The sequence below is a fragment of the Pseudoxanthomonas sp. LjRoot206 genome (genome assembly GCF_056175725.1).
Genome location: NZ_JBGFFI010000002.1, coordinates 259,311 through 281,700, shown reverse-complemented (window position 1 = coordinate 281,700; position 22,390 = coordinate 259,311). Strand labels below are relative to the sequence as shown.

General features: G+C 68.8%; 23 protein-coding genes and 1 pseudogene. 14 read left to right on the top strand and 10 right to left on the bottom strand.

Going from position 1 to position 22,390, the window contains the following annotated elements:
* Nucleotides 1-60: 60 nt before the first annotated feature.
* On the top strand, nt 61-1,179 hold the full coding sequence (locus AC04MD_RS05960; protein WP_475496388.1) for a slipin family protein: 1,119 nt from the start codon (nt 61-63) through the stop codon (nt 1,177-1,179).
* Between the two features lie 144 nt (nt 1,180-1,323).
* Entirely contained in the window at nt 1,324-2,547 is a 1,224-nt protein-coding gene (locus AC04MD_RS05955) for an RtcB family protein (RefSeq protein ID WP_475496387.1), read from the top strand.
* A 165-nt stretch (nt 2,548-2,712) separates the two neighbouring features.
* On the opposite strand, the gene AC04MD_RS05950 is transcribed toward AC04MD_RS05955, so the two are convergent.
* Nucleotides 2,713-5,214 carry an ABC transporter permease gene (locus AC04MD_RS05950; protein ID WP_475496386.1) on the bottom strand — a complete coding sequence of 834 codons (2,502 nt, stop codon included), beginning with the start codon at nt 5,212-5,214 and terminating at the stop codon, nt 2,713-2,715.
* Nucleotides 5,211-5,927: an ABC transporter ATP-binding protein gene (locus AC04MD_RS05945; protein WP_475496960.1), complete on the bottom strand. Its 717-nt coding sequence runs from the start codon at nt 5,925-5,927 to the stop codon at nt 5,211-5,213. Before AC04MD_RS05945 ends, AC04MD_RS05950 begins: the two co-directional genes overlap by 4 nt.
* Nucleotides 5,928-6,015: 88 nt before the next feature.
* Between AC04MD_RS05945 and AC04MD_RS05940 the strand changes: the two genes are divergently transcribed.
* The 3 genes from AC04MD_RS05940 (at nt 6,016) to AC04MD_RS05930 (ending at nt 7,600) form a co-directional block, all read left to right on the top strand.
* Complete coding sequence (locus AC04MD_RS05940) at nt 6,016-6,660, top strand: arylesterase (protein ID WP_475496385.1); 645 nt, start codon at nt 6,016-6,018, stop codon at nt 6,658-6,660.
* Between the two features lie 135 nt (nt 6,661-6,795).
* A complete protein-coding gene (locus AC04MD_RS05935) occupies nt 6,796-7,008 on the top strand; it encodes a hypothetical protein (protein ID WP_192313484.1) in 213 nt (70 codons plus the stop codon).
* Nucleotides 7,009-7,099: 91 nt separating this feature from the next.
* Nucleotides 7,100-7,600 (top strand): DUF1579 domain-containing protein, encoded by a 501-nt coding sequence (locus AC04MD_RS05930; protein WP_475496384.1) that lies wholly within the window; start codon nt 7,100-7,102, stop codon nt 7,598-7,600.
* On the opposite strand, the gene AC04MD_RS05925 is transcribed toward AC04MD_RS05930, so the two are convergent.
* The 4 genes from AC04MD_RS05925 to AC04MD_RS05910 form a co-directional block, all read right to left on the bottom strand.
* Nucleotides 7,590-8,246, bottom strand: a complete 657-nt coding sequence (locus AC04MD_RS05925; RefSeq protein WP_475496383.1) for a DsbA family oxidoreductase — start codon at nt 8,244-8,246, stop codon at nt 7,590-7,592. The genes AC04MD_RS05930 and AC04MD_RS05925 overlap by 11 nt on opposite strands.
* A gap of 10 nt (nt 8,247-8,256) precedes the next feature.
* Nucleotides 8,257-9,537: a Xaa-Pro dipeptidase gene (locus AC04MD_RS05920; protein WP_475496382.1), complete on the bottom strand. Its 1,281-nt coding sequence runs from the start codon at nt 9,535-9,537 to the stop codon at nt 8,257-8,259.
* Nucleotides 9,538-9,793: 256 nt separating this feature from the next.
* A complete protein-coding gene (locus AC04MD_RS05915) occupies nt 9,794-10,828 on the bottom strand; it encodes an aldo/keto reductase (RefSeq protein WP_475496381.1) in 1,035 nt (344 codons plus the stop codon).
* A gap of 77 nt (nt 10,829-10,905) precedes the next feature.
* A complete protein-coding gene (locus tag AC04MD_RS05910) occupies nt 10,906-11,640 on the bottom strand; it encodes an SDR family oxidoreductase (protein WP_475496380.1) in 735 nt (244 codons plus the stop codon).
* Nucleotides 11,641-11,839: 199 nt separating this feature from the next.
* Between AC04MD_RS05910 and AC04MD_RS05905 the strand changes: the two genes are divergently transcribed.
* Together AC04MD_RS05905 and AC04MD_RS05900 are read left to right on the top strand one after the other, a co-directional pair.
* Complete coding sequence (locus tag AC04MD_RS05905) at nt 11,840-12,748, top strand: AraC family transcriptional regulator (protein ID WP_475496379.1); 909 nt, start codon at nt 11,840-11,842, stop codon at nt 12,746-12,748.
* A 107-nt stretch (nt 12,749-12,855) separates the two neighbouring features.
* A complete protein-coding gene (locus tag AC04MD_RS05900; protein ID WP_475496378.1) occupies nt 12,856-13,428 on the top strand; it encodes a DUF3016 domain-containing protein in 573 nt (190 codons plus the stop codon).
* Between the two features lie 34 nt (nt 13,429-13,462).
* Here the strand turns inward: AC04MD_RS05900 and AC04MD_RS05895 are convergent, their stop codons facing one another.
* Complete coding sequence (locus tag AC04MD_RS05895) at nt 13,463-14,287, bottom strand: hypothetical protein (protein ID WP_475496377.1); 825 nt, start codon at nt 14,285-14,287, stop codon at nt 13,463-13,465.
* Between the two features lie 98 nt (nt 14,288-14,385).
* On the opposite strand from AC04MD_RS05895, the gene msrB reads away from it, so the two are divergent.
* The 5 genes from msrB to AC04MD_RS05870 all read left to right on the top strand — a co-directional run bounded on the left by msrB (nt 14,386) and on the right by AC04MD_RS05870 (nt 17,609).
* The gene (msrB, locus tag AC04MD_RS05890) at nt 14,386-14,853 is read left to right on the top strand and encodes a peptide-methionine (R)-S-oxide reductase MsrB (protein ID WP_475496376.1); all 468 of its coding nucleotides are present in this window, start codon (nt 14,386-14,388) and stop codon (nt 14,851-14,853) included.
* 89 nt (nt 14,854-14,942) lie between these two features.
* Nucleotides 14,943-15,998: a CorA family divalent cation transporter gene (locus tag AC04MD_RS05885; protein ID WP_475496375.1), complete on the top strand. Its 1,056-nt coding sequence runs from the start codon at nt 14,943-14,945 to the stop codon at nt 15,996-15,998.
* 153 nt (nt 15,999-16,151) lie between these two features.
* Entirely contained in the window at nt 16,152-16,925 is a 774-nt protein-coding gene (locus AC04MD_RS05880; RefSeq protein ID WP_475496374.1) for a HipA family kinase, read from the top strand.
* Nucleotides 16,912-17,319, top strand: coding sequence for a DUF3037 domain-containing protein (locus AC04MD_RS05875; RefSeq protein ID WP_475496373.1), 408 nt, complete (start codon nt 16,912-16,914; stop codon nt 17,317-17,319). The genes AC04MD_RS05880 and AC04MD_RS05875 overlap by 14 nt, the downstream gene beginning before the upstream one ends.
* Nucleotides 17,316-17,609 (top strand): DUF4031 domain-containing protein, encoded by a 294-nt coding sequence (locus AC04MD_RS05870; RefSeq protein ID WP_475496372.1) that lies wholly within the window; start codon nt 17,316-17,318, stop codon nt 17,607-17,609. Before AC04MD_RS05875 ends, AC04MD_RS05870 begins: the two co-directional genes overlap by 4 nt.
* 42 nt (nt 17,610-17,651) lie before the next feature.
* Here AC04MD_RS05870 and AC04MD_RS05865 read toward each other — a convergent pair whose 3' ends face one another.
* Both AC04MD_RS05865 and AC04MD_RS05860 read right to left on the bottom strand, forming a co-directional pair.
* The gene (locus AC04MD_RS05865) at nt 17,652-19,508 is read right to left on the bottom strand and encodes a M56 family metallopeptidase (RefSeq protein WP_475496371.1); all 1,857 of its coding nucleotides are present in this window, start codon (nt 19,506-19,508) and stop codon (nt 17,652-17,654) included.
* A gap of 1 nt (nt 19,509) precedes the next feature.
* The gene (locus tag AC04MD_RS05860) at nt 19,510-19,905 is read right to left on the bottom strand and encodes a BlaI/MecI/CopY family transcriptional regulator (RefSeq protein WP_475496370.1); all 396 of its coding nucleotides are present in this window, start codon (nt 19,903-19,905) and stop codon (nt 19,510-19,512) included.
* 163 nt (nt 19,906-20,068) lie between these two features.
* Here AC04MD_RS05860 and motA point away from each other — a divergent pair, with 163 nt between their 5' ends.
* Together motA and motB are read left to right on the top strand one after the other, a co-directional pair.
* Complete coding sequence (motA, locus tag AC04MD_RS05855) at nt 20,069-20,923, top strand: flagellar motor stator protein MotA (protein WP_296279001.1); 855 nt, start codon at nt 20,069-20,071, stop codon at nt 20,921-20,923.
* A 9-nt stretch (nt 20,924-20,932) separates the two neighbouring features.
* A pseudogene (gene motB, locus AC04MD_RS05850) lies at nt 20,933-21,922 on the top strand (flagellar motor protein MotB); the annotation flags it as partial.
* A 7-nt stretch (nt 21,923-21,929) separates the two neighbouring features.
* Here the strand turns inward: motB and AC04MD_RS05845 are convergent.
* Nucleotides 21,930-22,352 carry a VOC family protein gene (locus AC04MD_RS05845; RefSeq protein ID WP_475496369.1) on the bottom strand — a complete coding sequence of 141 codons (423 nt, stop codon included), beginning with the start codon at nt 22,350-22,352 and terminating at the stop codon, nt 21,930-21,932.
* Between the last annotated feature and the right edge of the window lie 38 nt (nt 22,353-22,390).

The following is a 22,390-nucleotide window of genomic DNA, read 5'->3' as shown; positions in this document are numbered from 1 at the left end:
CACCGCGGCGATGTCGGCCCACCGGATCGAACCACCAGAGCCAACAAGGAGAACAACGCCATGTTCTGGACCAAGAGGGTCGTGATCGGTGACGGCGAGCGCGGCCTGGTGTATCGCAACCGTCGGTTCGAGCGCGTGCTCGCACCCGGCGTGTACCGCTGGTTCGACCCGATGGGTCGGACCGAGGTGCGCACCTTCAACATCGCCGTGCCGGAATACGCCGGCCACGACGTCGACGCGCTGATCGTCGGCCTGGGCAACCGCTTGGGCGAGACCTTCATGCACGCCGACATCGGGGTGGACCAGGTCGGCCTGGTGCTGAAGAACGGCAAGCTGGAAGACGTGCTGCCGCCCGGCACGCGGCGCCTGTACTGGATCGGCCTGGTGAAGGTCGAGGTGCAGGCGGTGACGCTGGCCTCGCTGGAGGTGGATGCCGCCGTCGCGCGGCGCCTGCGCCAGCTGGGCACGCTGTCGAAGCTGGCCGTCGTGGCCGACGTGCCGGCGGAGTCCGCCGGCCTGGTGTTCGTCGACGGCAAGCTCGAGCGCACGCTCGCGCCCGGCGCCTACGCTTTCTGGAATTTCCAGAAGAACGTGGCGGTGGATGTGGTCGACCTGCGCGTGCAGACGATCGAAGTATCGGGTCAGGAGCTGTTGACCCGCGACAAGGTCAGCCTGCGCGTGAACCTGGCCGCCAGCACCCGCGTCACCGATGTGGTGGCGGCGCGTACCAGGGTTGCCAAGGTCGGCGACGTCGTCTACCGCGAACTGCAGTACGGCCTGCGCAAGGCGGTCTCCGCCAAGACGCTGGACGACCTGCTCGGCGACAAGGTGTCGCTGGACGCCGACATTTTCGCGCACGTGCGTGGCCAGTTGACCGGCCTCGGTGTGGAGGTGCTGGGCGTGGGCGTGAAGGACGTGATCCTGCCGGGCGAGATGAAGGAGATCCTCAACGCGGTGGTGCAGGCGGAGAAGCAGGCGCAAGCCAACGTGATCCGCCGTCGCGAGGAGGCGAACGCCACGCGTTCCCTGCTCAACACCGCGAAGCTGATCGACGAATCCCCGGTGCTGATGCGCCTGAAGGAGCTCGAGGCGCTGGAGAAGGTCACCGAGAAGATCGACAAGCTCACCGTGTTCGGCGGCCTGGATGGCGTGCTGAAGCAGCTGGTGACGTTGAAGTAGCAAGGCCTGTGCGGTGGACGGATCCGCCGCGACAGGCTTTCTGTAGGAGCGCCCCAGGGGCGCGATGCTTTTCAGGGAAGAAGCGAAAGCAGGAGCATCGCGCCCCTGGGGCGCTCCTACAAAGATTAAGGACAAGGACATCACATGAACACACAAACACACTTCGAACTGCTGCACGCCGAAGGCAGCACCACGCCGATCAAGGGCTGGGTGCGCGGGGTGCCGCTGGACCACGGCGCTCACGAACAGCTCCGCAACATCGCGTCGGTCCCGTTCGTCGGGCCGTGGGTCGCGGTGATGCCCGACGTGCACCTGGGCAAGGGCGCGACGGTGGGCTCGGTCATTCCGACCCGCGGCGCCATCATCCCGGCCGCGGTCGGCGTGGACATCGGCTGCGGCATGGCCGCGGTGCGCACCACGCTGCGCGCGAAGGACCTGCCCGACAGCCTGGCGCAACTGCGCTCGAGCATCGAGCGCAGCGTGCCGGTCGGCAACGGCCGCGGCGGCGAGCACCGGAAGCTGCCCGACAGCATCGGTACGCGCATCGCGCAATCAGGACTGGTCGAACGCCTCGACGTGATCAAGCAGAAGCACCGCAAGGTACGCACCGACAAGCTGGACTGCCAGATCGGCACGCTGGGCGGCGGCAACCACTTCATCGAGCTCTGCCTCGACGAAAGCGATGCCGTCTGGGTGATGCTGCACAGCGGCTCGCGTGGCACCGGCAACCTGATCGGCACCTACTTCATCGAGCGCGCGCGCGAGCAGTTGGCGCACCGCGTGCTGGGGTTCCACCTGCCGGACAAGGACCTGGCCTTCTTCATGGAGGGCGAGCCGCTGTTCGACGACTATGTGGAGGCCGTCTCCTGGGCGCAGGACTACGCCCGCGAGAACCGCGAGGCGATGATGTCGCGCGTGCTGGCCGAGATGCGACATCGCCTGCCGAAGTTCCAGCTGGAGAAGATGGCGGTCAACTGCCACCACAACTACGTGCAGAAGGAAACGCACGGTGGCGAGGACCTGCTGGTCACCCGTAAGGGCGCGGTGAGCGCGCGTGCCGGCGAGCTGGGCATCATTCCCGGCAGCATGGGCGCGAAGAGCTTCATCGTGCGCGGCAAGGGCAACGCGGACAGCTTCCACAGCTGCAGCCACGGCGCCGGTCGCGTGCTGAGCCGTACCGCCGCGCGCCAGCAGATCACGCTGTCGCAGCACCGCGAGGCCACGGCACACGTCGAATGCCGCAAGGACGCCGGCGTGATCGACGAATCGCCGGCGGCGTACAAGGACATCGAGGCCGTGATGTCCGCGCAGAGCGACCTGGTGGAAGTGGTGCACACGTTGCGCCAGGTGGTCTGCATCAAGGGGTGAGCTTCGGCTCGCCCCTTTTTTTTGGCTCACCCATTCTCCTAGTCGGCTGACCCATTCTCTTATATAGATAGGTAGGAGCGCCCTCGGGCGCGAGGCTCTTGCTTTTGCGGCAAAAGGAAGCAAAAGCATCGCGCCCGAGGGCGCTCCTACAACAGCAGTAAAGCCTCAGCCTTGCAGTTCCCGCAATGTCACCGACGGTGGCGCATCCAGCACCTTGCGCGTGGCGAACAGGCCCGCCCCAAGGGCGGCCAGCATGCCGAGGCCTCCGCCGATGGCGGCGAGCTGCCAGTTCGCCTTCCACGGCAGCTCGAACACCTGCGTCGCCACCACACCGGACAGCACGGACGCGGCGATCGCCGCGACCAACCCGGCGAGCAAGCCGATGGCGGCGAACTCCGATGCCTGCGCCAAGCGCAACTGGCGACGGCTGCCGCCGAGCACGCGCATCACGCCGCCTTCCAGCAGGCGCTCGTCCTGGCTGGCGCTCACCGCCGCCATCAGCACCAGCAGGCCTGCCGCCAGCGAGAACCAGAACACCACCTGCACCACCTGCGACACTTGCTCGGCCGTGCTGCGCACCTGCTTCAGCACCGCCTCGACATCGATCACCGACAGATTGGGGAACTGGTTGACCAGTTCGCGGGTGAAAGCGATGTCACCTGCCGGTACGCTGACTGCGGTGATGTAGCTGGCCGAATACCCATCGAGTGCGCCCGGTGACGCGACGACGAAGAAGTTCGGCCGGAAGCTTTCCCAGTCCACGCTGCGCAGACTGGTGACGCGGCCCTCGAAGCGCTGGCCAGCGATGTCAAAGGCGACCTGGTCGCCGAGCTTCCATCCCAGACCTTCGGCGAAATCCTCTTCCACCGACAGCTCCGGCGATGCCGGCGTGCGCCCGGTCCAGAATTCGCCGGCCGTGACCTTGTTGTCGTCGCGCAGCGTGGCCGCCATCGACAGGTTGAACTCGCGGTCGGCGCGGCGCTGGGTACGCTCGTCGGCATCCTCATAGTCGGCACCACTGGTGGGCTTGCCGTTGAGCTCGACCAGGCGGCCGCGGATCATCGGGTAGAGATCGACCGCTGACAGGCCGCGACCCTGCATGAAGGTCTTCACCGGATCCACCTGGTCCGGCTGCACGTTGATGATGAAGCGGTTCGGCGCATTCGCCGACAGCGCGAGCTGCCAGCGGTCGAGCAGGTCGGTGCGCACGAAGGTCAGCAGCAACAAGGCCATCAGGCCCAGGCCGAGCGCGGACACCTGCGCGATCGACGTGCCCGCGCGGCGACTGACGTTGGCGAGCCCGTAGCGCAGGCTGCCGCGCAGGCGCGAGCGAACGCGCCGCACCAGCAGGATCAGCGCCCACGCCAGCAGCGCGAGGACCGCAAGCGTGCCGGCGATGCCGACCAGCATCGCCGTGCCCAGTGTCGGCGAGCCCGCCTTCCACCACAGCAACGCGCCCAGGCCGACGAAACCGGTCAGCGCGACCAGCCACGCGCTCGGTTCGGTGCGGTCGAGATCGCGGCGCAGCACGCGCAGCGCGGGCACGCGACGCAGCGCCAGCACCGGCGGCGCGCCGAAGGCGAGCAGCACGATCATGCCCACACCGTAGCCCTGCAGTGCCGGCATCAGGCCTGCGGGCGGAATATCGATCTCCAGCGACTGCTGCAGCCAGCTGCCAATGCCCCATTGCAGGCCGAATGCGATGAGGACGCCGACCGTGCAGGCCGCCAATCCCAGCAGCACCAGTTCACCGACATGGATGCCGACCAGCGTGCGCTGCTGCGCGCCCAGGCAGCGCATCACCGCCGTGCCCGACAGATGCCGCTCGCTGTGCCGGCGCGCCGCCATCGCCACCGCGACCGCCGCCAGCACGACGGACACCAGCGCGGCGAGGCCGAGGAAGCGACTGGCGCGATCCAGCGCGGAACGCACTTCAGGCCGTGCGTCCTGGATCGTTTCCATGCGCTGGCCGCGCGCGAGCTGCGGTTTTACCGCCGCCGTGAACGTCTCGACCGCCGCCGCGTCGCCGGCGACGACCAGGCGGTAGCGCAGGCGACTGCCTTCCTGCACCAGGCCGGTGGACGGCAGGTCGGCGAGATTGAGAAATACCTTGGGCGCCACATTGAAGTAGTCGAGCGCCGCATCCGGCTCCTGCGTCACCAGCGCCGCCAGCTTCAGTTCGCGCGTGCCGATGCCGATCGTGTCGCCGGGTTTCGTACCCAGCGTCTCGGCGCCGGCCTGGCTGATCCACAGCGTGCCCGGCGCGGGAATGCCGCCGGCATCGCGCTCGGCGCCGCCGGTGCGGTCGACCACGCGGAAGCTGCCGCGCAGCGGGAAGCCATCGCCCAGCGCACGCAGGTCGCCCAGCGACAGTGATTCGCCGGCGCGGATCATGCTCTGCAGTTCCTGCGTTTCGGTTGCGCGCAAGCCCGGCGCAGTGGCCAGCGCACGCAATGCGTCGGTCGGTGGTGCATCGCCGCGCACCACCACGTCGCCGCCGAGCAGGCGGTTCGCCTCGATCGCCAGCGCACGCTCGGCGCGATCGGTCACGAAGCCCACCGAGGTGACGGCGACGACGGCCAGCACCAGCGCCGCGAACAGGATGCGCACGTCGCCCGCGGCGAGATCGCGCCGCAGCTGGCGCCACGCCAGCGCCAGCGTCCTCATGCGGTGGCGCCCCGAAGGCGACCGGCATCGAGCCGCAGCAGGCGCTGGCAGCGTGCCGCCAGATGGTCGTCGTGGGTGACCAGCACCAGCGTGGTGCCGGCGTCGGCATTCAGCGCGAACAGCAATTCGATGATCGCCTGGCCGGTATGCGTATCGAGGTTGCCGGTGGGCTCGTCCGCGAACAGCAGCGACGGCCGGGTAACGAACGCACGCGCCAGCGCGACACGCTGCTGCTCGCCGCCCGACAGTTGGCGCGGGTAATGACCCAGGCGCTGGCCCAGGCCGACCTTCTCCAGGATCTGTCTGGCCGGGCCTTCCACGTCGCTATCGCCGCGCAGCTCCAGCGGCAGCATGACGTTCTCCAGCGCGGTCAGCGATGGCAGCAGCTGGAAGCTCTGGAACACGAAGCCAACCTTGTCGCCGCGCACGCGCGCCCGGCCGTCTTCATCCAGGTCGGACAGGCGCTCGCCGTCCAGCGTCACCGCGCCCGTGCTGGGCACGTCGAGGCCGGCCAGCAGCGACAGCAGCGTGCTCTTGCCCGAGCCCGAGGCGCCGACGATGGCGACCGTGTCGCCGTGTTCGATGCGGAAGCCGATGTCGTCGAGTATCGTCAGGTCGCCGTCGGGCAGCGGGACATGCTTGCCGAGCCCCTGCACGTCCAGGACGGCGTGGCGGGTGGCGGCTTCAGTGTGGAGTCTGCTGGCGTCGGCCATGATCGTCTCGTCGGTCATTTCGTGAATCATCGGGAGCACGGATTAAATGTTTCTTAATTTGAACAGGTATGGGGCCCGTCGCGCACGCATGCAATGGGTGGCGAGCCTGTCGCTGCTGCTGCTCGTCGCATTGTTCGCACGCCCCGTCGCAGCGCAGAGCGCGGCCGCCGCACCGGCGAAGGGCGCGCGCACCATCCTGGTGATGGGCGATTCGCTGTCCGCCGCCTACGGTCTCGCGCCGAACCAGGGCTGGGTCTCGCTCACCGCGGACCGCATCGGCAAGACCACGCCGGGTTGGCGCGTGGTCAATGCGAGCATCAGCGGCGAGACCACCGCCGGTGGCGCCGCACGTATCGCGGCGGAACTGCAACGGCACAAGCCTGCAGTCGTCGTCATCGCGCTGGGGGCCAACGACGGCCTGCGCGGACTGCCCCTCGCGCAGACGCGCGCCAACCTCGAGAAGATGATCAAGGCAGCACAGGCCGGCAAGGCGAAGGTGCTGCTGGTCGGCATGCGCATGCCGCCGAATTACGGCCCGGACTACACGCGCGGCTTTGAGCAGAACTTCAGTGCGCTGTCCACGCAGTACAAGACGGCACTGCTGCCGTTCCTGCTGGAGCCCATCGCGCTCGACCGCAGCGCCTACCAGGCCGACAACCTGCATCCGGTCGCCAGCGCGCAACCCAAGCTGCGCGACCACGTATGGAAGGCGCTGGCGCCGCTGTTACGCTGAGTCCGGGCAGACCGCCTACAGTCGGGTAGGACTTTTCCTACGCACATCCGGGGCGTCCGCCGAATGTGATAACTGACACATTCGAGCACAGTGATCACGCCGGTTCCCTGCCCGGCGTGTTGACTGGAGTCCGTCATGCCCCGCCTGCTGTTCACCATCGCCGCCAACGACAAAGGCTGGCAACTCTACGAAGGCCAGTACGGCCGCAACTGGTTCGACAACCTGGGCGATGCGCGCGAAAGCGCCAAGCTGCTCGCCGCCACCCTGCACCAGCACCACGGCATCCCGACCGCCGTGGTCGTCGAGATGCCCAGCAACGAAGCCATCCTGCTGGCCCGCCACGGCTGAGCCACCCGGTTTCCGGACGCGGACACGCCTCGACCTGCGTGTCCGTGAACGGATGGCATGATGCCCGCTCCGCAAAGGACGGATGAGCGCCATGGGCAAACAGGCATTCGAAGCATCGCTCGCGAACGGCCGGCACCGGCAACTCGCGCAGATGGTGGGCGACTGGGAAGGGACATTCCGGTTGTGGTTCACCCCGGACGAGCTTGCCTGCGAGGCGCCGCAGCGCGGGCGCATCCGCAGCGTGCTGGGCGGACGCTTCCTGATCCACGAATACGAAAGCCGCTACAACGACGAAGCCATCGAAGGCGTCGTGATTTACGGCTATCACCTGGACGACGGGAACTGGGAAGCCGCCTGGGTGGAGAGTTTCGGCACCGGCACCAGCATCATGTTCTCGAGCGGCGCCGGCAACGCCGCTTCGCCCGATGTCCTCGGCAGCTACGGGGACGGACAGGGCGGCCCGCGCTGGGACTGGCGCACGACGCTGGAGCAGCCGGACCCGGACACGCTGCTCATCACCATGTTCAACATCACCCCGCAGGGCGAGGAACTGCGCGCGGTGGAGACGCGCTACACCCGCGTCAGCCGCTGATCCCGGCCAGTTGCCGCAGCGCCTGCGCGAACACTTCGGGCGGCTGGCCGCCCTGCACCAGGTGGCGATCGTTGAAGATCACCGAGGGCACCGCGCGGATACCGTGCTGCTGGTAGACGTGTTCGCGCTCACGGACCTGCGCGGCGTAGGTGTCCGTCTCCAGGATGCGCCGCGCTTCGCCGGCATCCAGGCCGACCGCCGCCGCGATGTCCACCAGCGTGTCGCGATCCGATACGTTGCGCCCTTCGCCGTGGTAGGCCTGAAGCAGCGCGCGCTTCAGCGCATGCTGCTGCGCCGCGCCGAGCTCACCCGCCCAGTGCAGCAGGCGGTGCGCGTCGAAGGTGTTGTAGATGCGGTCGCGCTTCTGCAGGTCGATGCGCACGCCGAGCGCTTCGCCACGCTGGCGCAATGCTTCACCGTTCTGCGCCAGTTGCTCCGCGCTCAGGCCGTACTTGCGGCCCAGGTGATCGGCGATGGGCTCGCCTTCCGCCCCCATGTCCGGATTCAACTCGAACGGCTGGAAGTGCAGCTCGACCTGCAGGTCGCCGCCGACCTCCGCCATGGCGCGCTCCAGCGCGGCCAGGCCGATCGCGCACCAGGGGCAGGCGACGTCGGAGACGAAATCGATCTTCACGGGCTTGGACATACGGTGCGCCTCATTCCTTCGCGGTGTTCTTGTAGACGCGGCCCTGCTTCATCACGAAGCCGACGTTCTCCAGCACGGCGACGTCCTGCAGCGGATCGCCGTCGACGGCGATCAGGTCGGCGGAGTAGCCCGGCTTCAGCTCGCCCACATCCTTGTCGATGCCGAACAGGCGCGCGTTGACGAGCGTGGCCGAGCGGATCGCCTGCAGCGGGGTCATGCCGAACTGCACCATGCGCGAGAACTGGCGCGCATTGAGGCCGTGCGGATAGACGCCGCCGTCGGTGCCGAAGCCCATGATGGCGCCGGCCTGGTGCGCCTTGCGGAAATTCTCGCGCTGGGTGGCGCCGACACGGCGCTCCTTCTCCAGCGATTCCGGCAGGAAGCCGGCCTTCTCGCCCTCGCCGAGGATGTATTCGGTGTTGTAGATGTCCATCACCAGCACGGTGCCGTTCTTCTTCGCCAGCGCGATGCCGTCGTCGTCGATGAAGCTGGCGTGCTCGATGGAATCCACGCCGGCCAGCAGCGCATTGCGGATGCCGGTAGCGCCGTGCGCGTGCGAGGCGACCTTGCGACCCAGCGCATGCGCCTCGTCGACCAGCGCCTTCAGTTCTTCCAGCGAATACTGCGGGGCGCCGACCTCGGTGCCCTTGGACAGCACGCCGCCGGTGGAGCAGGTCTTGATGAAGTCGGCGCCGAACTTCACGTCCTGCCGCACCTTCTGCCGCACGGCCCATGGACCATCGGCGACGCCCTCGCCGACGGCCTTGTATTCGGCCGGCAGCAGGTTGTTGTCGCTGCAGTGGCCGCCGGTGATGCCGATCGCCACGCCACCCGCGAGGATGCGCGGGCCGTCGACTTCACCGTTCGCGATCGCATCGCGCAGCGCCACGTCCGCATAGCCCGGCGAGCCCGGCACGCGCACCGTGGTAAAGCCGGCGAGCAGCGTGGTGCGTGCGTTCTTCGCGCCCTTGATGGCGGCGGCCGGCAGCGAGATCGCCAGGCGGCGATAGCCCTGCAGGTCCGCATCGCCGTGCAGATGCACGTGTGCGTCCATGAGGCCGGGCAGCACGGTCTTCGTCGACAGGTCGTGCACGGTCGCGCCGGCGGGCACCGGCGTGCTCGCGGCGGGACCGACAGCGGTGATGCGCGTGTCCTCGATGACGATGGCCTGGTCGGTCAGCACGCGGCCCGATTCGACATCCAGCAGGCGGCCCGCCTTGACGTAGGTCGTCGCGGCGAACGCGGGCGCGCAAGCGATGGACAGGACAATGGCGAGGACGGACAGGCGCATCGGAACTCCGTGACGGACAATGAGGCGTGACTCTAGCAAGTCCTTCCGCCCGGGAGGGCCCGCGCTGACCCCTGCTTTTGCAGGAGTGTCGTCGGGCGTGATGCTGTTCCAGCGATTGCTCTTGTAGGAGCGCCCTCGGGCGCGATGCTTTCTCGCGATTTCACCAGAAGCATCGCGCCCAAGGGCGCTCCTACAGGATCACGGGACCACAGGACCCACGAGATCGCCTGGTCGCGGCATCCGCAGGATGTCGCGGTCAGACCGGTGTGGGATTGCGGTAGGCGAAGCCGGCCTGGTGCCAGTACGGATACGGCTTCGGACGCTGGCTGGCGGCATCGAGCTTCGCGATCTGGCCTGCGCTCAGGCTCCAGCCGACCGCGCCGAGGTTCTGCTTCAGCTGTTCCTCGTTGCGCGCGCCGATCACCACGGTGCTGACGGTGGGCCGCTGCAGCAGCCAGTTCAGCGCGACCTGCGGGATCGACTTGCCGGTCTCCTGCGCGATCTCGTCGAGCGCATCGACCACGTCGTACAGGTAGTCGATATCGACCTGCGGACCGGCGTCCTGCGCCGTCTGCGACTGCAGGCGGCTGTTCTCCGGCAGCGGCTGGCCGCGACGGATCTTGCCGGTCAGGCGACCCCAGCCCAACGGACTCCACACCACCGCGCCGACGCCCTGGTCGGCGGCCAGCGGCATGAGTTCCCACTCGTAATCGCGGCCGACCAGCGAGTAGTAGGCCTGGTGCGCGACGTAGCGCGTCCAGCCATGGCGGTCGGCGGCCGCGAGCGACTTCATCAGGTGCCAGCCGGAAAAATTCGACACGCCGAGATAGCGGATCTTGCCGGCCTTCACCAGCGTGTCCAGCGTGGACAGCACTTCTTCCACCGGCGGACGCGCGTCGAAGCCGTGCAGCTGGAACAGGTCGATGTAGTCGGTACCGAGCCGCTTCAGCGCGGCATCGACGGCATTGATCAGGTGATGGCGCGAGGAACCGACCTGGTTCTCGCCGTCGCCGAAGCGGAAGGTCGCCTTGGTGGAAATGATCAGCGCGTCGCGCGGCTTGCCCTTGATGGCTTCGCCGAGGATTTCCTCGGCCGCGCCCTTCGAATAGACATCGGCGCTGTCGAACATGTTCAGTCCGGCATCGAGGCAGACATCGACCAGTCGGCGCGCTTCGGCCACGTCGGTGCTGCCCCAGGCGCTGAACAACGCGCCCTGGCCGCCGAAGGTCCCGGTGCCGAAGGAGAGGACGGGCACGCGGAAGCCGGATGCGCCGAGATAGCGGTATTCCATGGGAGGGATCCTGAAACGGGGGAGTGCGCCATTGCACTCCCCTGCCGTGGCGACGGCAACCCCTCGCGGTGGAACGCTTAGTTCGCGCTCGCCGCCGGTCGTACGATGACTTCGCTGACATCGACGTCATCGGGCTGCTCCACCGCGTAGGCGATGGCGCGCGCGATGGCCTCGGCGGGAATCGCGACCTGGCGGAAGTCCTCGAGCCATGCCTTGATGTCGGCATCGCTGGTGGTTCCGGCGAGTTCGCTGGTGGTGACGCCCGGCGACACCACGGTGACGCGCAGGTTGTCGTGCTCCTGCCGCAGGCCCTCGGAGATGGCCAGCACAGCGTGCTTGGTCGCGCAGTACACCGACGCGCTGGGCCATACGCGGTGGCCCGCGGTGGAAGCGACATTGATGACCTGGCCACCGCCCTGCGCCTGCATCACCGGCAACGCGGCGGCGATACCATGCAGCACGCCGCGGAGGTTGACGTCGATCATCGCGTTCCATTCGTCGATCTTCAGCGCGGCCAGCGGCGACAGCGGCATCACGCCGGCGTTGTTGACGATCACGTCGAGCCGGCCGAACTCGTTGCGGGTGAAGTCGACGAACGCCTGCACGTCATCGAGGCGGGTGACGTCGAGCGCGCGCTGGCGGGCGGTGCCGCCGGCGGCTTCGATCTGGGCGACCAGCTGTTCGAGCCGGTCGGTGCGGCGTGCGCCGAGCACCACCTTCGCGCCGCGGCGGGCGAGTTCGCGGGCGGCGGCTTCGCCGATGCCGCTGCTGGCGCCGGTGATGGCGATGACTTTTCCTTCGATTCCGGACATGGGACACCTCGTTGGGGGACGCTCGGCACGGGCTGTGCCGGGACGGGGCGCAGTCTGGGCGTCGGCACGCCGGCGTCGATATCCGGTTCCTCGTCGATCCTTGCCTGATCCTGCGAAGGTCTGTCCCATGCCGTTCCATCCGCGCGCCCGCTGCGTAGACTCGTTTCCACTCTCTTCGCCCGTTCCACAGGCAGGCCCCATGCCCGACACTCCCACCCCACTCGACGACCGCGTCCACGAACTGGCCGGTCTGATTGAACGATCCACCGGCACGGACGGTTTCCACACCACGGCGATTCCGGCGCTGAACTTCTCGCGGCTCAGCGCGCCGATGCAGCTGCCGATGCGCGGCGTGCAGGAGGCCGCGCTGTGCCTGATCGTGCAGGGCGCCAAGCGCGCGATCCTCGCCGACGAGGTCTACGACTACGACGCCAGCCGTTTCGTGGTCGCCTCCGTGGACCTGCCGGTGACCGGCCAGGTGACCGAGGCGTCGGCCGACGCGCCCTATCTGTGCCTGATCCTGAAGCTCTCGGCCGCGACCATCGCCGAGATGGTCACCGAGGCCGAATCGGCGAAGGCGCCGCTGCCACCGCCGTCGCGCGGCCTGTTCCTGCAGCCGAGCAGCGTGGAAATGCTGGATGCCGCGATCCGGCTGGTGAAGCTGCTCGATACGCCGCGCGATATCCCGTTGCTGGCACCGCTGGTCGAACGCGAAATCCTCTACCGCGTCCTGTGCAGCCCGCAGGGCGCGATGCTGCGCCACATCGGCATCGCCGACAGCCAGGGCCAGCGCGTGGCGAAGGCGATCCACTGGCTGCGCGAGCACTACGCCAAGCCGCTGCGCATCGACCACATCGCCCGCGAGGTGCATATGAGCGCCTCGGCGCTGCACCACCATTTCAAGGCCGTCACGGCGATGAGCCCGCTGCAGTACCAGAAGCAGCTGCGCCTGCAGGAGGCGCGCAGGTTGATGCTCAGCGAAGTGGTGGACGCCGCCAGCGCCGGCCATCGCGTGGGCTACGAGAGCCCCTCGCAATTCAGCCGCGAATACAGCCGCATGTTCGGCGCGCCGCCGGTGCGCGACGTGGAGCGCCTGCGCAACCTCTGAACGGCCTGGAAACAGGGACTGAACGCCGCACGACAAGGGGCGGCCGGCCGGTTGTCCGGCCCCGGTCGCGGGCGCACACTTCATGTGACATCCACGGAGGACCCGTCATGAAGGCGCCTGCCCTGTTGCTTACCGCCCTGGTCGCGCTCGCCGCTGCCGCGCCCGCCATGGCGGCCCCCAAGACCGTCACCGATCCGAGCCTGCCGCGCAGCGTCCCCGCCGATGGCGGCGCGGTCAGCGTCAGCTGGACCGATCCCGCGCAATTCAGCGAGATCAAGTACAGCGGCAATCGCTGGGAAGCCGAGCGCGGCAGCTGGGTCACCCAGCTGGCCACCTACCTGCGCGACGAGGCCGGCCAGCGCCTGGCCCGCGGCCAGACCCTGGAGGTCACGATCTCCGACATCGACCGTGCCGGCCGTTACGAGCCGGCGGTGCGCGCCGGCATGAACGACATCCGCATCGTCAAGGATCTCTATCCGCCGCGCATGACGCTCAACTTCACGCTGAAGGGCGCGGATGGCCAGATCGTGGCCGAGGGCGAACGCAAGCTGGTCGACCACGCGTTCCTGATGGGCACGCAGATCAACAACAACGACAGCCTGCGCTACGAGAAGCGCCTGATCGACGACTGGCTGCGCAAGGAGTTCCGCAGCGGCGCGGCGCTGACCTCGACGCCCTGATCTCCGCCGCCGTTACGCGACCTACAGGCCCCGCTTACCGCGGGGCCTGTCCGTTTCCGGCGTCGGATTCGTGCGGATAGACCGCCGACACGGTGCACTGCACTTGAATCCCGCGGCGCGACCAGCGTCGCTCGTCGCCGGGGATGATCGCGTCCGCGTCGCCCGCGTTGAACAGGCTGCCGCCGTCACCGGTCTGCGCGACCACGCGGTCCCCGGGATTGCCGCAGATCAGTCCGATGCCCACGCCGGACCGGAAGGTGATGGCGGGCGCGGAATCCAGGTCGGGGCAGCTCTGCGCAAGCTCGACCCGGTAGTAGCGATGCCCGCCCGAGCGGCGAGGCGACAGCTCCACCAGCATGCCCTTGCTGTCTTCCGACCATGCACGCAGGTAGCGCGGGTTGAAGCAGAAGCTGGCCGAGCCGGCGAAACCGCGCCGTTGCGGCGCGCGCACTTCCACCGTCTCCAGCGTGGTCACGCCATCGTCCGCCTGCATCGTCGCGGCGCGTGCCATCGCGGCGTACTCGCGGGCATCGACGGCGGCAATGCCGGCCACGGCACAGGTGGCATCGCCGATGCGCACGTACTCCTTGCCCGTGCCGCACACCCAGCCTTCGCGCGCCAGCAGCACGGCGTCCGCGTGCCCGGCACCGGGACAGCCCTCGGACAGCGTGATGCGGAAGCGCTGGCCGTCGCGACCCTGCACGGCGAGTTCGGTGGACGAGGCCTGCCGCACTTCGGCCATCTGCCGCGCATCGAGGCAGCCGGGCGCGGGCGGAACGCGTGGCGGCGCATCCGGTGCTTGCGCGCGCGCCGCCTGCGGTAGCGCCAGGGTCGTCAACAAGGCCAATGCCAATCGCATCCGTGCAATCTCGGGTGGGAACGCCGCGATGGTAAACCAGGGTTGTGGGACGCAGAAGGCGGCACCATATCGACACCGTCCCTCTACGGAACATCCCCATGACCGCCTTCGACCTGACCCCGCCCACCGACGCACAGCGCGACACTCTGGTCGCGGGACTGAGCGACGAGGAGCGCCGCGTGCTGCTGCACCACGGCACCGAGGCCCCGTTCTGCGGCGTGTTCCTGGACAACAAGCAGGACGGCGTCTACACCTGCCGCCTGTGCGGGCTGCCGCTGTTCCGCTCCAGCGCCAAGTTCGATTCGGGCACCGGCTGGCCGAGCTTCTTCCAGCCGGTCGACGAAGCGCATGTTGGCCGCGTCCGCGACAGCAGCTACGGCATGGTCCGTACCGAAATCGTCTGCGCGCGCTGCCAGTCGCACCTGGGCCATGTGTTCCCCGATGGCCCGCCGCCGACCGGCGAGCGCCACTGCCTAAACTCGGTATCGCTGGCCTTCACGCCCAACGGCGCCGCCTTGCCCGACCCGCTGCACCGCAGCGGTGCTGAAGCGCAACCGGCGGGCTGACGGGTCGGTCGGGTTGTCACAAGACCGGCACATGACGACGGTAGCCTGACCGTCACCCTACCGTCTTCCGGTTGCCGCACGGCTGCAACATGTCCCCGCCTGTCGATCACGAAGCGCCCGCCTCGCCGTTCGCCGGCCTGCCCGGCGCGCTCTGGCTGTACCGGTTCGATGCGGCGGGCCGTGCGCAGGCCATGGACGCCTCGCAATGCGGCATCGAGGCGATCCATGGCGTCGGCGGGCATTGGCACTGGCTGCACCTGGACCTGAGCGATGTCCGCAGCGCGCAGGTGGTGGCGAAGCTGCCGCTGCCCGATGACGCGCACGCCACGCTGCTGTCGCCGGATTCGCACGTGAACCTGCAGTTCGAAGACGACGCGGCGCATGGCGTATTCGTCGACTGGGCGCACCAGCGCGGTGTCGACCTGGCCGCCGAAGGCCAGTTGCGCGGCGACGACGGCATCGGCTGGCTGCACTTCGCGTTGACGCCCGCGCTGCTGGTGACGGCCCGCCGGCAGGCATTGCGCTCGGTGGAGACGGCGCGGCGTGCGGTCGGCGGCGGCCTCGGCGCGGATTCGCCCGTACGCATGCTGGAAATCATCGCCGGCCGCTTCGCCGACACCGTTGAGCGCAGCAGCGATGGACTGTCGGTGCGGCTGGACCGTATCGAGGACCGCGTGCTGGCCGACAGCATCGGCGAGGAGCGGCGCGACCTCGCCCAGCTCCGCCACCAGACCGTGCGCCTGCACCGTCCGCTCACCGCCATGCGGCGCGTGCTGAAGCAGTTCGAACAACGTCATCCGGCCGACACCGAACACGAACTGCTGCCTGCGGTCTCGCGCCTCAACCAGCGTCTCGACGATCTCGATGGCGATGTCGCCACGCTGCAGGAACGCGCGCGCCTGCTACAGGACGAGGTCGCGGCGAAGCTGGCCGAACGCACCAACCGGCACCTGTACGTACTGTCGATGGTCACCGCCCTGCTGCTGCCGCCCAGCCTGGTGGCCGGCCTGTTTGGCATGAACCTGCCGGGTTTGCCGTTCGCGCACAGCCCGCACGGCCTGGCCTTCGCCCTGCTGCTCGGCGTGGCCTCGAGCGTGGTGGTCTACCTGGCGCTGCGGCGGATGGGCGTATCGCGCTCTACGTAACCGAGGGAGGGGCTTCAGCCCCGACTGCCATCGTCGGCGACAAGCCACCGACCCTCGGGCACCTGGTCTGCCGAGCGCATGTTCGATCGCTCCGCCGCTGTACGGTCGGGGCTGAAGCCCCTCCTGCAACGGGCGCGGTATCCTGATCGTCTTATGACGCTTCCTCTCCGTATCGCCACCCGTTACGTCACCCCGCTGCGCGAAGGCGGCTCGATGCCTGCCGTGGTCGAAGCCGACGACGACGGCCTGTACGTCCTCAAGTTCCGCGGTGCCGGCCAGGGGCCGAAGGCGCTGGTCGCCGAGCTGATCTGTGGCGGACTCGCGAAGGCATTGGACCTGCCGATGCCCAACCTGGCGCTGATGGAACTGGACGCCGACCTGGCGCGAACCGAAGGCGATCCCGAGATCCAGGACCTGATCAAGGCCAGCGCCGGGCTCAACCTGGCGATGGATTACCTGCCCGGCGCGGTGAACTTCGATCCCGTCGCGGAGCAGCCGGACGCCGATCTCGCTTCGCGCATCGTTTGGTTCGACGCCTTCATCAGCAATGTCGACCGCACGGCGCGCAATACCAACCTGCTGATATGGCATCGCCGCCTGTACCTGATCGACCACGGCGCGGCGCTGTACTTCCACCACGGCTGGGATGGCGATGTCTCCGGTGCGGGCAAGCCGTTTCCGCTGATCCGCGACCACGTGCTGCTGCGCTGGGCGTCGCGCCTGGCCGAAGTCGATGCGGATCTGGCGTCGCGCCTGTCCTACGACGTCATCGCCGACATCGTCGCCGACGTGCCGGATGCATGGCTGCAGGGACCGGACGGCTTCGGCGATCCGGCCACGCAGCGTGCCGCCTACGTGGCCTACCTCACGCGCCGCGTGGCGCAGCGCGAGGCGTTCGTGCAGGAGGCGATCCGTGCGCGCGCCTGATACCTACGATTACGCGGTGATCCGCGTGGTCCCGCGCGTGGAACGCGAGGAATTCGCCAACGTCGGCATCATCCTGTCGTGCGAACGCGCCGGCTTCCTGGAAGCGCGCATCGAACTGGACGAGGCGCGCCTGCGTGCGCTCGATCCCACGCTGGACCTCGACTCGCTGCGCCGCCACCTGGACACGATTCCGGCGATCTGCCGCGGCGGCGAAGCCGCCGCGCCGATCGGCCTGCTGCCGACCCGCGCGCGCTTCCATTGGCTGACCGCCAAGCGCAGTTCCATCATCCAGACCTCGCCGGTGCACATGGGCCGCTGCGGCGACCTGCCGGCGACGCTGGAGCACCTGATGGACCGCATGGTGCGGCCACCGAAGGCCACGACGCCGCGATGAGCGTCTACGTGGACGACGCGTTCACCCTGTGGCGCGGCCGTCGCTGGGCGCACCTGATGGCCGACACGCTGGACGAACTGCATGCGATGGCGGAACGGCTCGGCCTGCCGCGGCGCGCTTTTCAGGACAAGCGCAGCGGCGCGCATTACGACCTGACCGAGGAACTGCGCGAAGACGCGCTGCGGTTCGGCGCCATCGCCATCTCCCGGCACCGCGACCGCGAGCAGGTCCGCGCGATCATCCGGATCGCGCGGTCGCAGTGGAGCGGCCTGGACGTCGACGCGTCCTGATCGCTGCGCCACCGACGCGAGCGTCCGCGGCGATCCCATTTCTCAGAGTTGCTGCGCCTTGCCGCTGCGGATGGCCTCGCCGAGCAGGCGGTCGACATCGCGCTGCATCTTGTCGCTCGCCGCCACCTGCTTGCGGGCCAGCGCTTCCTGCTGCCGCGCGAGGGGTTCCTGCTGGCGCGCCAGTGCTTCCTGCTGGCGGGCCAACGCTTCCTGTTCGTCCGCGAACGCCTTCATGCGACGGTCGTGGGCGGCATCGCGGGTGTCCTCGCCGCGCAGCGCGGCGGCGGCCTGGCCGGTCGCGATCTCCGACATCCTCACGCCCAGTTCGCCCTGCTTCGCGCCCAGTTCGCCTTGGCGTTCGCCGAGCGCGCCCTGCTGTTCGCCGAGCTTGCCCTGTTGCTCGCCCAGCGCCTGGACAGGCGCATGCGCCGCCTTCATCTGCTGCACCGTGGCGGCATCGCGCACCACGTACTGCTTGCCGTTCTTCCGCACCCACAGCACCGGGGCATTGCCCTGCTGCAGACGCTGGGCGGTGCGGATGTCTTCGCTGTGGCCCGCCATCGACACGTCGTCGCCGTCGATCAGCACGTAGGCATCGCCACCACGCGAATCGCCGATGCTCCAGATGCCGGAGACCTGCTTCGGTGGCGCCGGTGGCGCGGGCGGCGGGGGCGGCGGCGGCGCGGCCACCTTCGGGCGGGCTGGCGGCGGTGGCGGAGCCGGCGGCGTAGGCGGCGCCGGCATGTCGCGCGCATCGGCGACGACGATCGGGCGCGGGGCCGCAGCGGCAGACGCCGCCGTGGCGGGCGTTGCCGCGCTGGCAGGCGTGGCGACGGTCGCCGGGGCAGGCGTCGCGGCCGTCGCCACCACCGGCACGGCGACGGGCGAGGTGCGCGCGGTGACGCGGTAGGGCACGGCGGCCAGCGCCACGATGCCCAGGGTCAGCGCGAGCGCGCCGGCACGCAGGGGGGAAGCGGTCTGCTGCAACATCAACAGTCTCCTCTTGAGGATGCGGAACGTGGGGGACGCGCCGGCCAGCGCCGGCGCCGGGGAAGTGGAGACGCCCAGCTTCACCAGCAGGCGTCCGTAGTCGTGGGCGGCGTGCTGCTCGTCCTCGAGCACGGCGGCGTCGCAGGCGACCTCGCGGGCGAAGGCGTATTCGCGCGCGGCCAGGTGGGCGACGGGATGGAAGAAGAACAGGTGCTGCGCCAGCGCGGGCATCCAGGCCCACCACAGATCGCGTCGCTGCAGGTGGGCAAGTTCGTGGTGCAGCGCCATGTGCAGGTCGTCGTCGCCCATCGCCGCGAGGCTGGCGGCAGGCAGCATCAGCACGGGCCGCCAGGGACGCGCCAGCATCGGCGAGTCGATCTCGTCGCTGACCAGCAGCGCGGGAGCCTCCGCGATGCCGAGCCGGTGCACGAGGGCGTCGTAGACCGCCCGCACGCGGCGGTCCCGGCACGGACGGGCGCGCTGAATCTGCTGACGCAGGCGCCAGGCATGGCGCAGCGTGTTCGCCAGCATCACCGCGATGCCGGCGAGCCAGGCGGCGAGCAGCAGCACGCCGGTGTCGATACGCGACGCCTGCGTCGCCGGCGCCGGCATGACCGCCATCGCGGGTGCGACGGACGTCGACGCGTCTGCCGCCATCGCCACGACAACGGGCGCGGCGGCGGCGGCGGCGGGCTCCGCGGGCAGCAGCGGCAGCGCGACCGGCGCAAGCCAGACCAGGCCGACCACCATCTGGGTGGCGACCAGCCACCACAGCCAGGCGCGGGTGCGCGCATCCAGGCGTGGCAGGTAACGGCACAGCGCCCAGACCAGGGCGGCGAGGACCAGCGACTGCAGGCCGACCGCGAGCACGCGGTCGATCATGGCGTCGGCGAAGGCGATGACGTCCATCTCAGCCCTCCTTCCGCTTCGACTGCAGGTTGGCGACCAGCGCCTCCAGTTCGGCCAGTTCGTCGTCGCTGACCTCGGTGCGCTGCGACATCCACGCCACGAACGGCGACAGCGAACCCTGCAGCGTCTTCTCCACGAAGCTGCCCACCGCACTGCGCATCACGTCGTCGTGCTGGGCGACCGGGGCATAGCGGTACACGCCGTCGACCTGACGGCGGCGCAGGAAAGCCTTGGCACGCAGCCGCTCCATCATGGTCAGGACGGTGGAGCGGGCCAGCCCGCGCGCCTCGCCGAAGGCGGCGGCGACCTCGCCGACGCTGGCCTCGCCGTGTTCGGACAGATGCTGGAGCAGCGCCAGTTCCTGGTCGCCGATGGACTTCTGGACCTTGCCGGGCATGGGTTCGCCTGATGACTACAGTTGTCGTCAACATGCCCGTGACGACAAGTGTAGTCAACCCTGCCGAAGGTCACTCCCGGCGACCCGCCGACGGACGGTCGCGGCTCAAGAAACGCCCGGACGGGCCGATCCTTGGGTGACCCCACCCTGCGCCCGCGTCGCCATGCTCATCATCGTCGGCTTCATCATCGTCACCCTGAGCGTGATCGGCGGCTATCTCGGCTCGCACGGCAAGCTGGGCGCCCTGTGGCAGCCGTTCGAACTGGTGATCATCGGCGGCGCCGCGCTGGGCGCGTTCATGGCCAGCAACCCGACCAAGGTGGTGAAGGGCACGATCTCGGCGACGCTGTCGGTGTTCAAGGGCGCGAAATACAAGTCGTCCGACTATCTGGACGTACTGACGCTGATCCACGAGATGCTCAACAAGGCGCGCCGCGACGGCTTCATGTCGCTGGAAGAGCACATCGAGAACCCGGCCAACAGCCCGCTGTTCCAGAAGTACCCCAAGATCCTCGCCGACCACCACCTGCTCGACTTCCTGACCGAATGCCTGCGCCTGATGGTGGGCAGCAACATCGAGCCGCACGAATTGGAACCGCTGCTCGAGCTGGAACTGGAGAAGCACCACCACGAAGCGATGGCGCCCGCGCACGCGCTGCAGAAGGTCTCGGACGGCCTGCCCGGCTTCGGCATCGTCGCGGCGGTGCTCGGCATCATCGTGACGATGGGCTCGATCGGCGGCGACATCGCGGCGGTCGGCGCGCACGTCGCCGCCGCGCTGGTCGGCACCTTCCTCGGCATCCTGCTGGCCTACGGCTTCGTCTCGCCGCTGGCCGCCGCCATCGAGGCGCAGGTCGAGCAGGACAGCCGCATGTACGAATCGGTGAAGACCGCCCTGCTCGCCTGCCTGCGCGGCTACAACCCGGCCGTCGCGCTGGAGTTCGCCCGCAAGACGCTGCCCTCGGACGTGCGCCCGCCGTTCGCCGAGTTCGAAGCCCACCTCAAGGCCAACAAGTAAGCCACGGCGATGAGCGAGCAGCGTCCCACCATCATCGTCCGCCGCGTCAAGAAGGTCGCCGGCGGCGGCCATCACGGCGGTTCGTGGAAGGTCGCCTATGCGGACTTCGTGACCGCGATGATGGCGTTCTTCCTGGTCATGTGGCTGATGGGCGCGACGACCAACAAGGACCGCGCAGCGATCTCGGAATACTTCCGTAATCCCAGCCCGTTGAGCGGCAAGAGCTTCTCGCCGGCGCCCGGCCCGAACGGACCCGGCGGCGCCAGCACGTCGATGATCAAGCTCGGCGGCACGATGGACCTGCCGAAGGGCGAGAGCGACAACCCGTTCGACAAGCCGCCGGGCGAGGCGGACCAGGTCTCCGAAGAACAGCAGAAAGCGCAGGAGAAGCAGCGCCTGGAAACGCTGATGCAGGCGCTGCAGGAAGCGATCGGCAAGAGCCAGGCGCTGGAACCGTTCAAGGACCAGCTGCTGCTCGACCTGACGCCGGAAGGCCTGCGCATCCAGATCGTCGACCAGCAGAACCGGCCGATGTTCGATCTCGGCGGCACGGTGCTGAAGCCTTACACGCAGGCGATCCTGGCCGAGCTGGCCGGCTTCGTGAACCAGGTGCCGAACCACATCAGCATCACCGGCCACACCGACACCACGCAGTACACCTCCAGCCGCGGCTATACCAACTGGGAACTCAGTGCCGAGCGCGCCAATGCCGCGCGCCGCGCGCTGGTGGCCGGCGGCATGCAGGAAGACAAGGTGTCGCGCGTGGTGGGCCTGTCGTCGGCCGTGCTGTTCGACAAGCAGAATCCGCAGAACCCGATCAACCGCCGCATCAGCATCGTGGTGATGACCAAGGCGGCGGAAGACGCGCTGCAGGGCGAGGGCAAGCTGCTCGCACCCGGTGCACCGCTGCCGGACGCGGATACGGCGATGCCGGACGCGCCGGTCGAGGCCATCGCAGCGCCATCGGCACCCGTCGAGCCGCGCGCCACCGCGGCACCCTGACGCGTCATGCGCCGACGGCGGAACCCTTGAGCTCGATGGTATTGCCGTCCGGGTCGCGGAAGTAGAGCGACAGGCCGTCGCCTTCCGCGCCGAAGTTCACGTCTGCAGGACCATCCGGCATGATGCCGAAATCGGCGAGATGCGCGACCAGGGCGGCTTCGTCGAACGGTTCGATCCGCAGGCACAGATGGTCGACATTACGCCCCTCGTGTCCCGCCGCCGCGCCACCGCGTGCGCCGAGCGTCCCGTCGACGCTGACCAGATCGATCATCGAGGCGCCTGCCCGCAGGTGCACCAGTCCCAGGTGGTCACGCGTGCGCACGACGTGGCACCCCAGCACCTCGCCGTAGAACGCGATGCTGCGGGCGAGATCACGCACGCGGAGGACGATGTGGTCGATCCGCTCCACCGTGAAAGCCTGTGCCATGGTCTGCTCCGTTCCGGGGACTGTCCTCTCTTCGACGA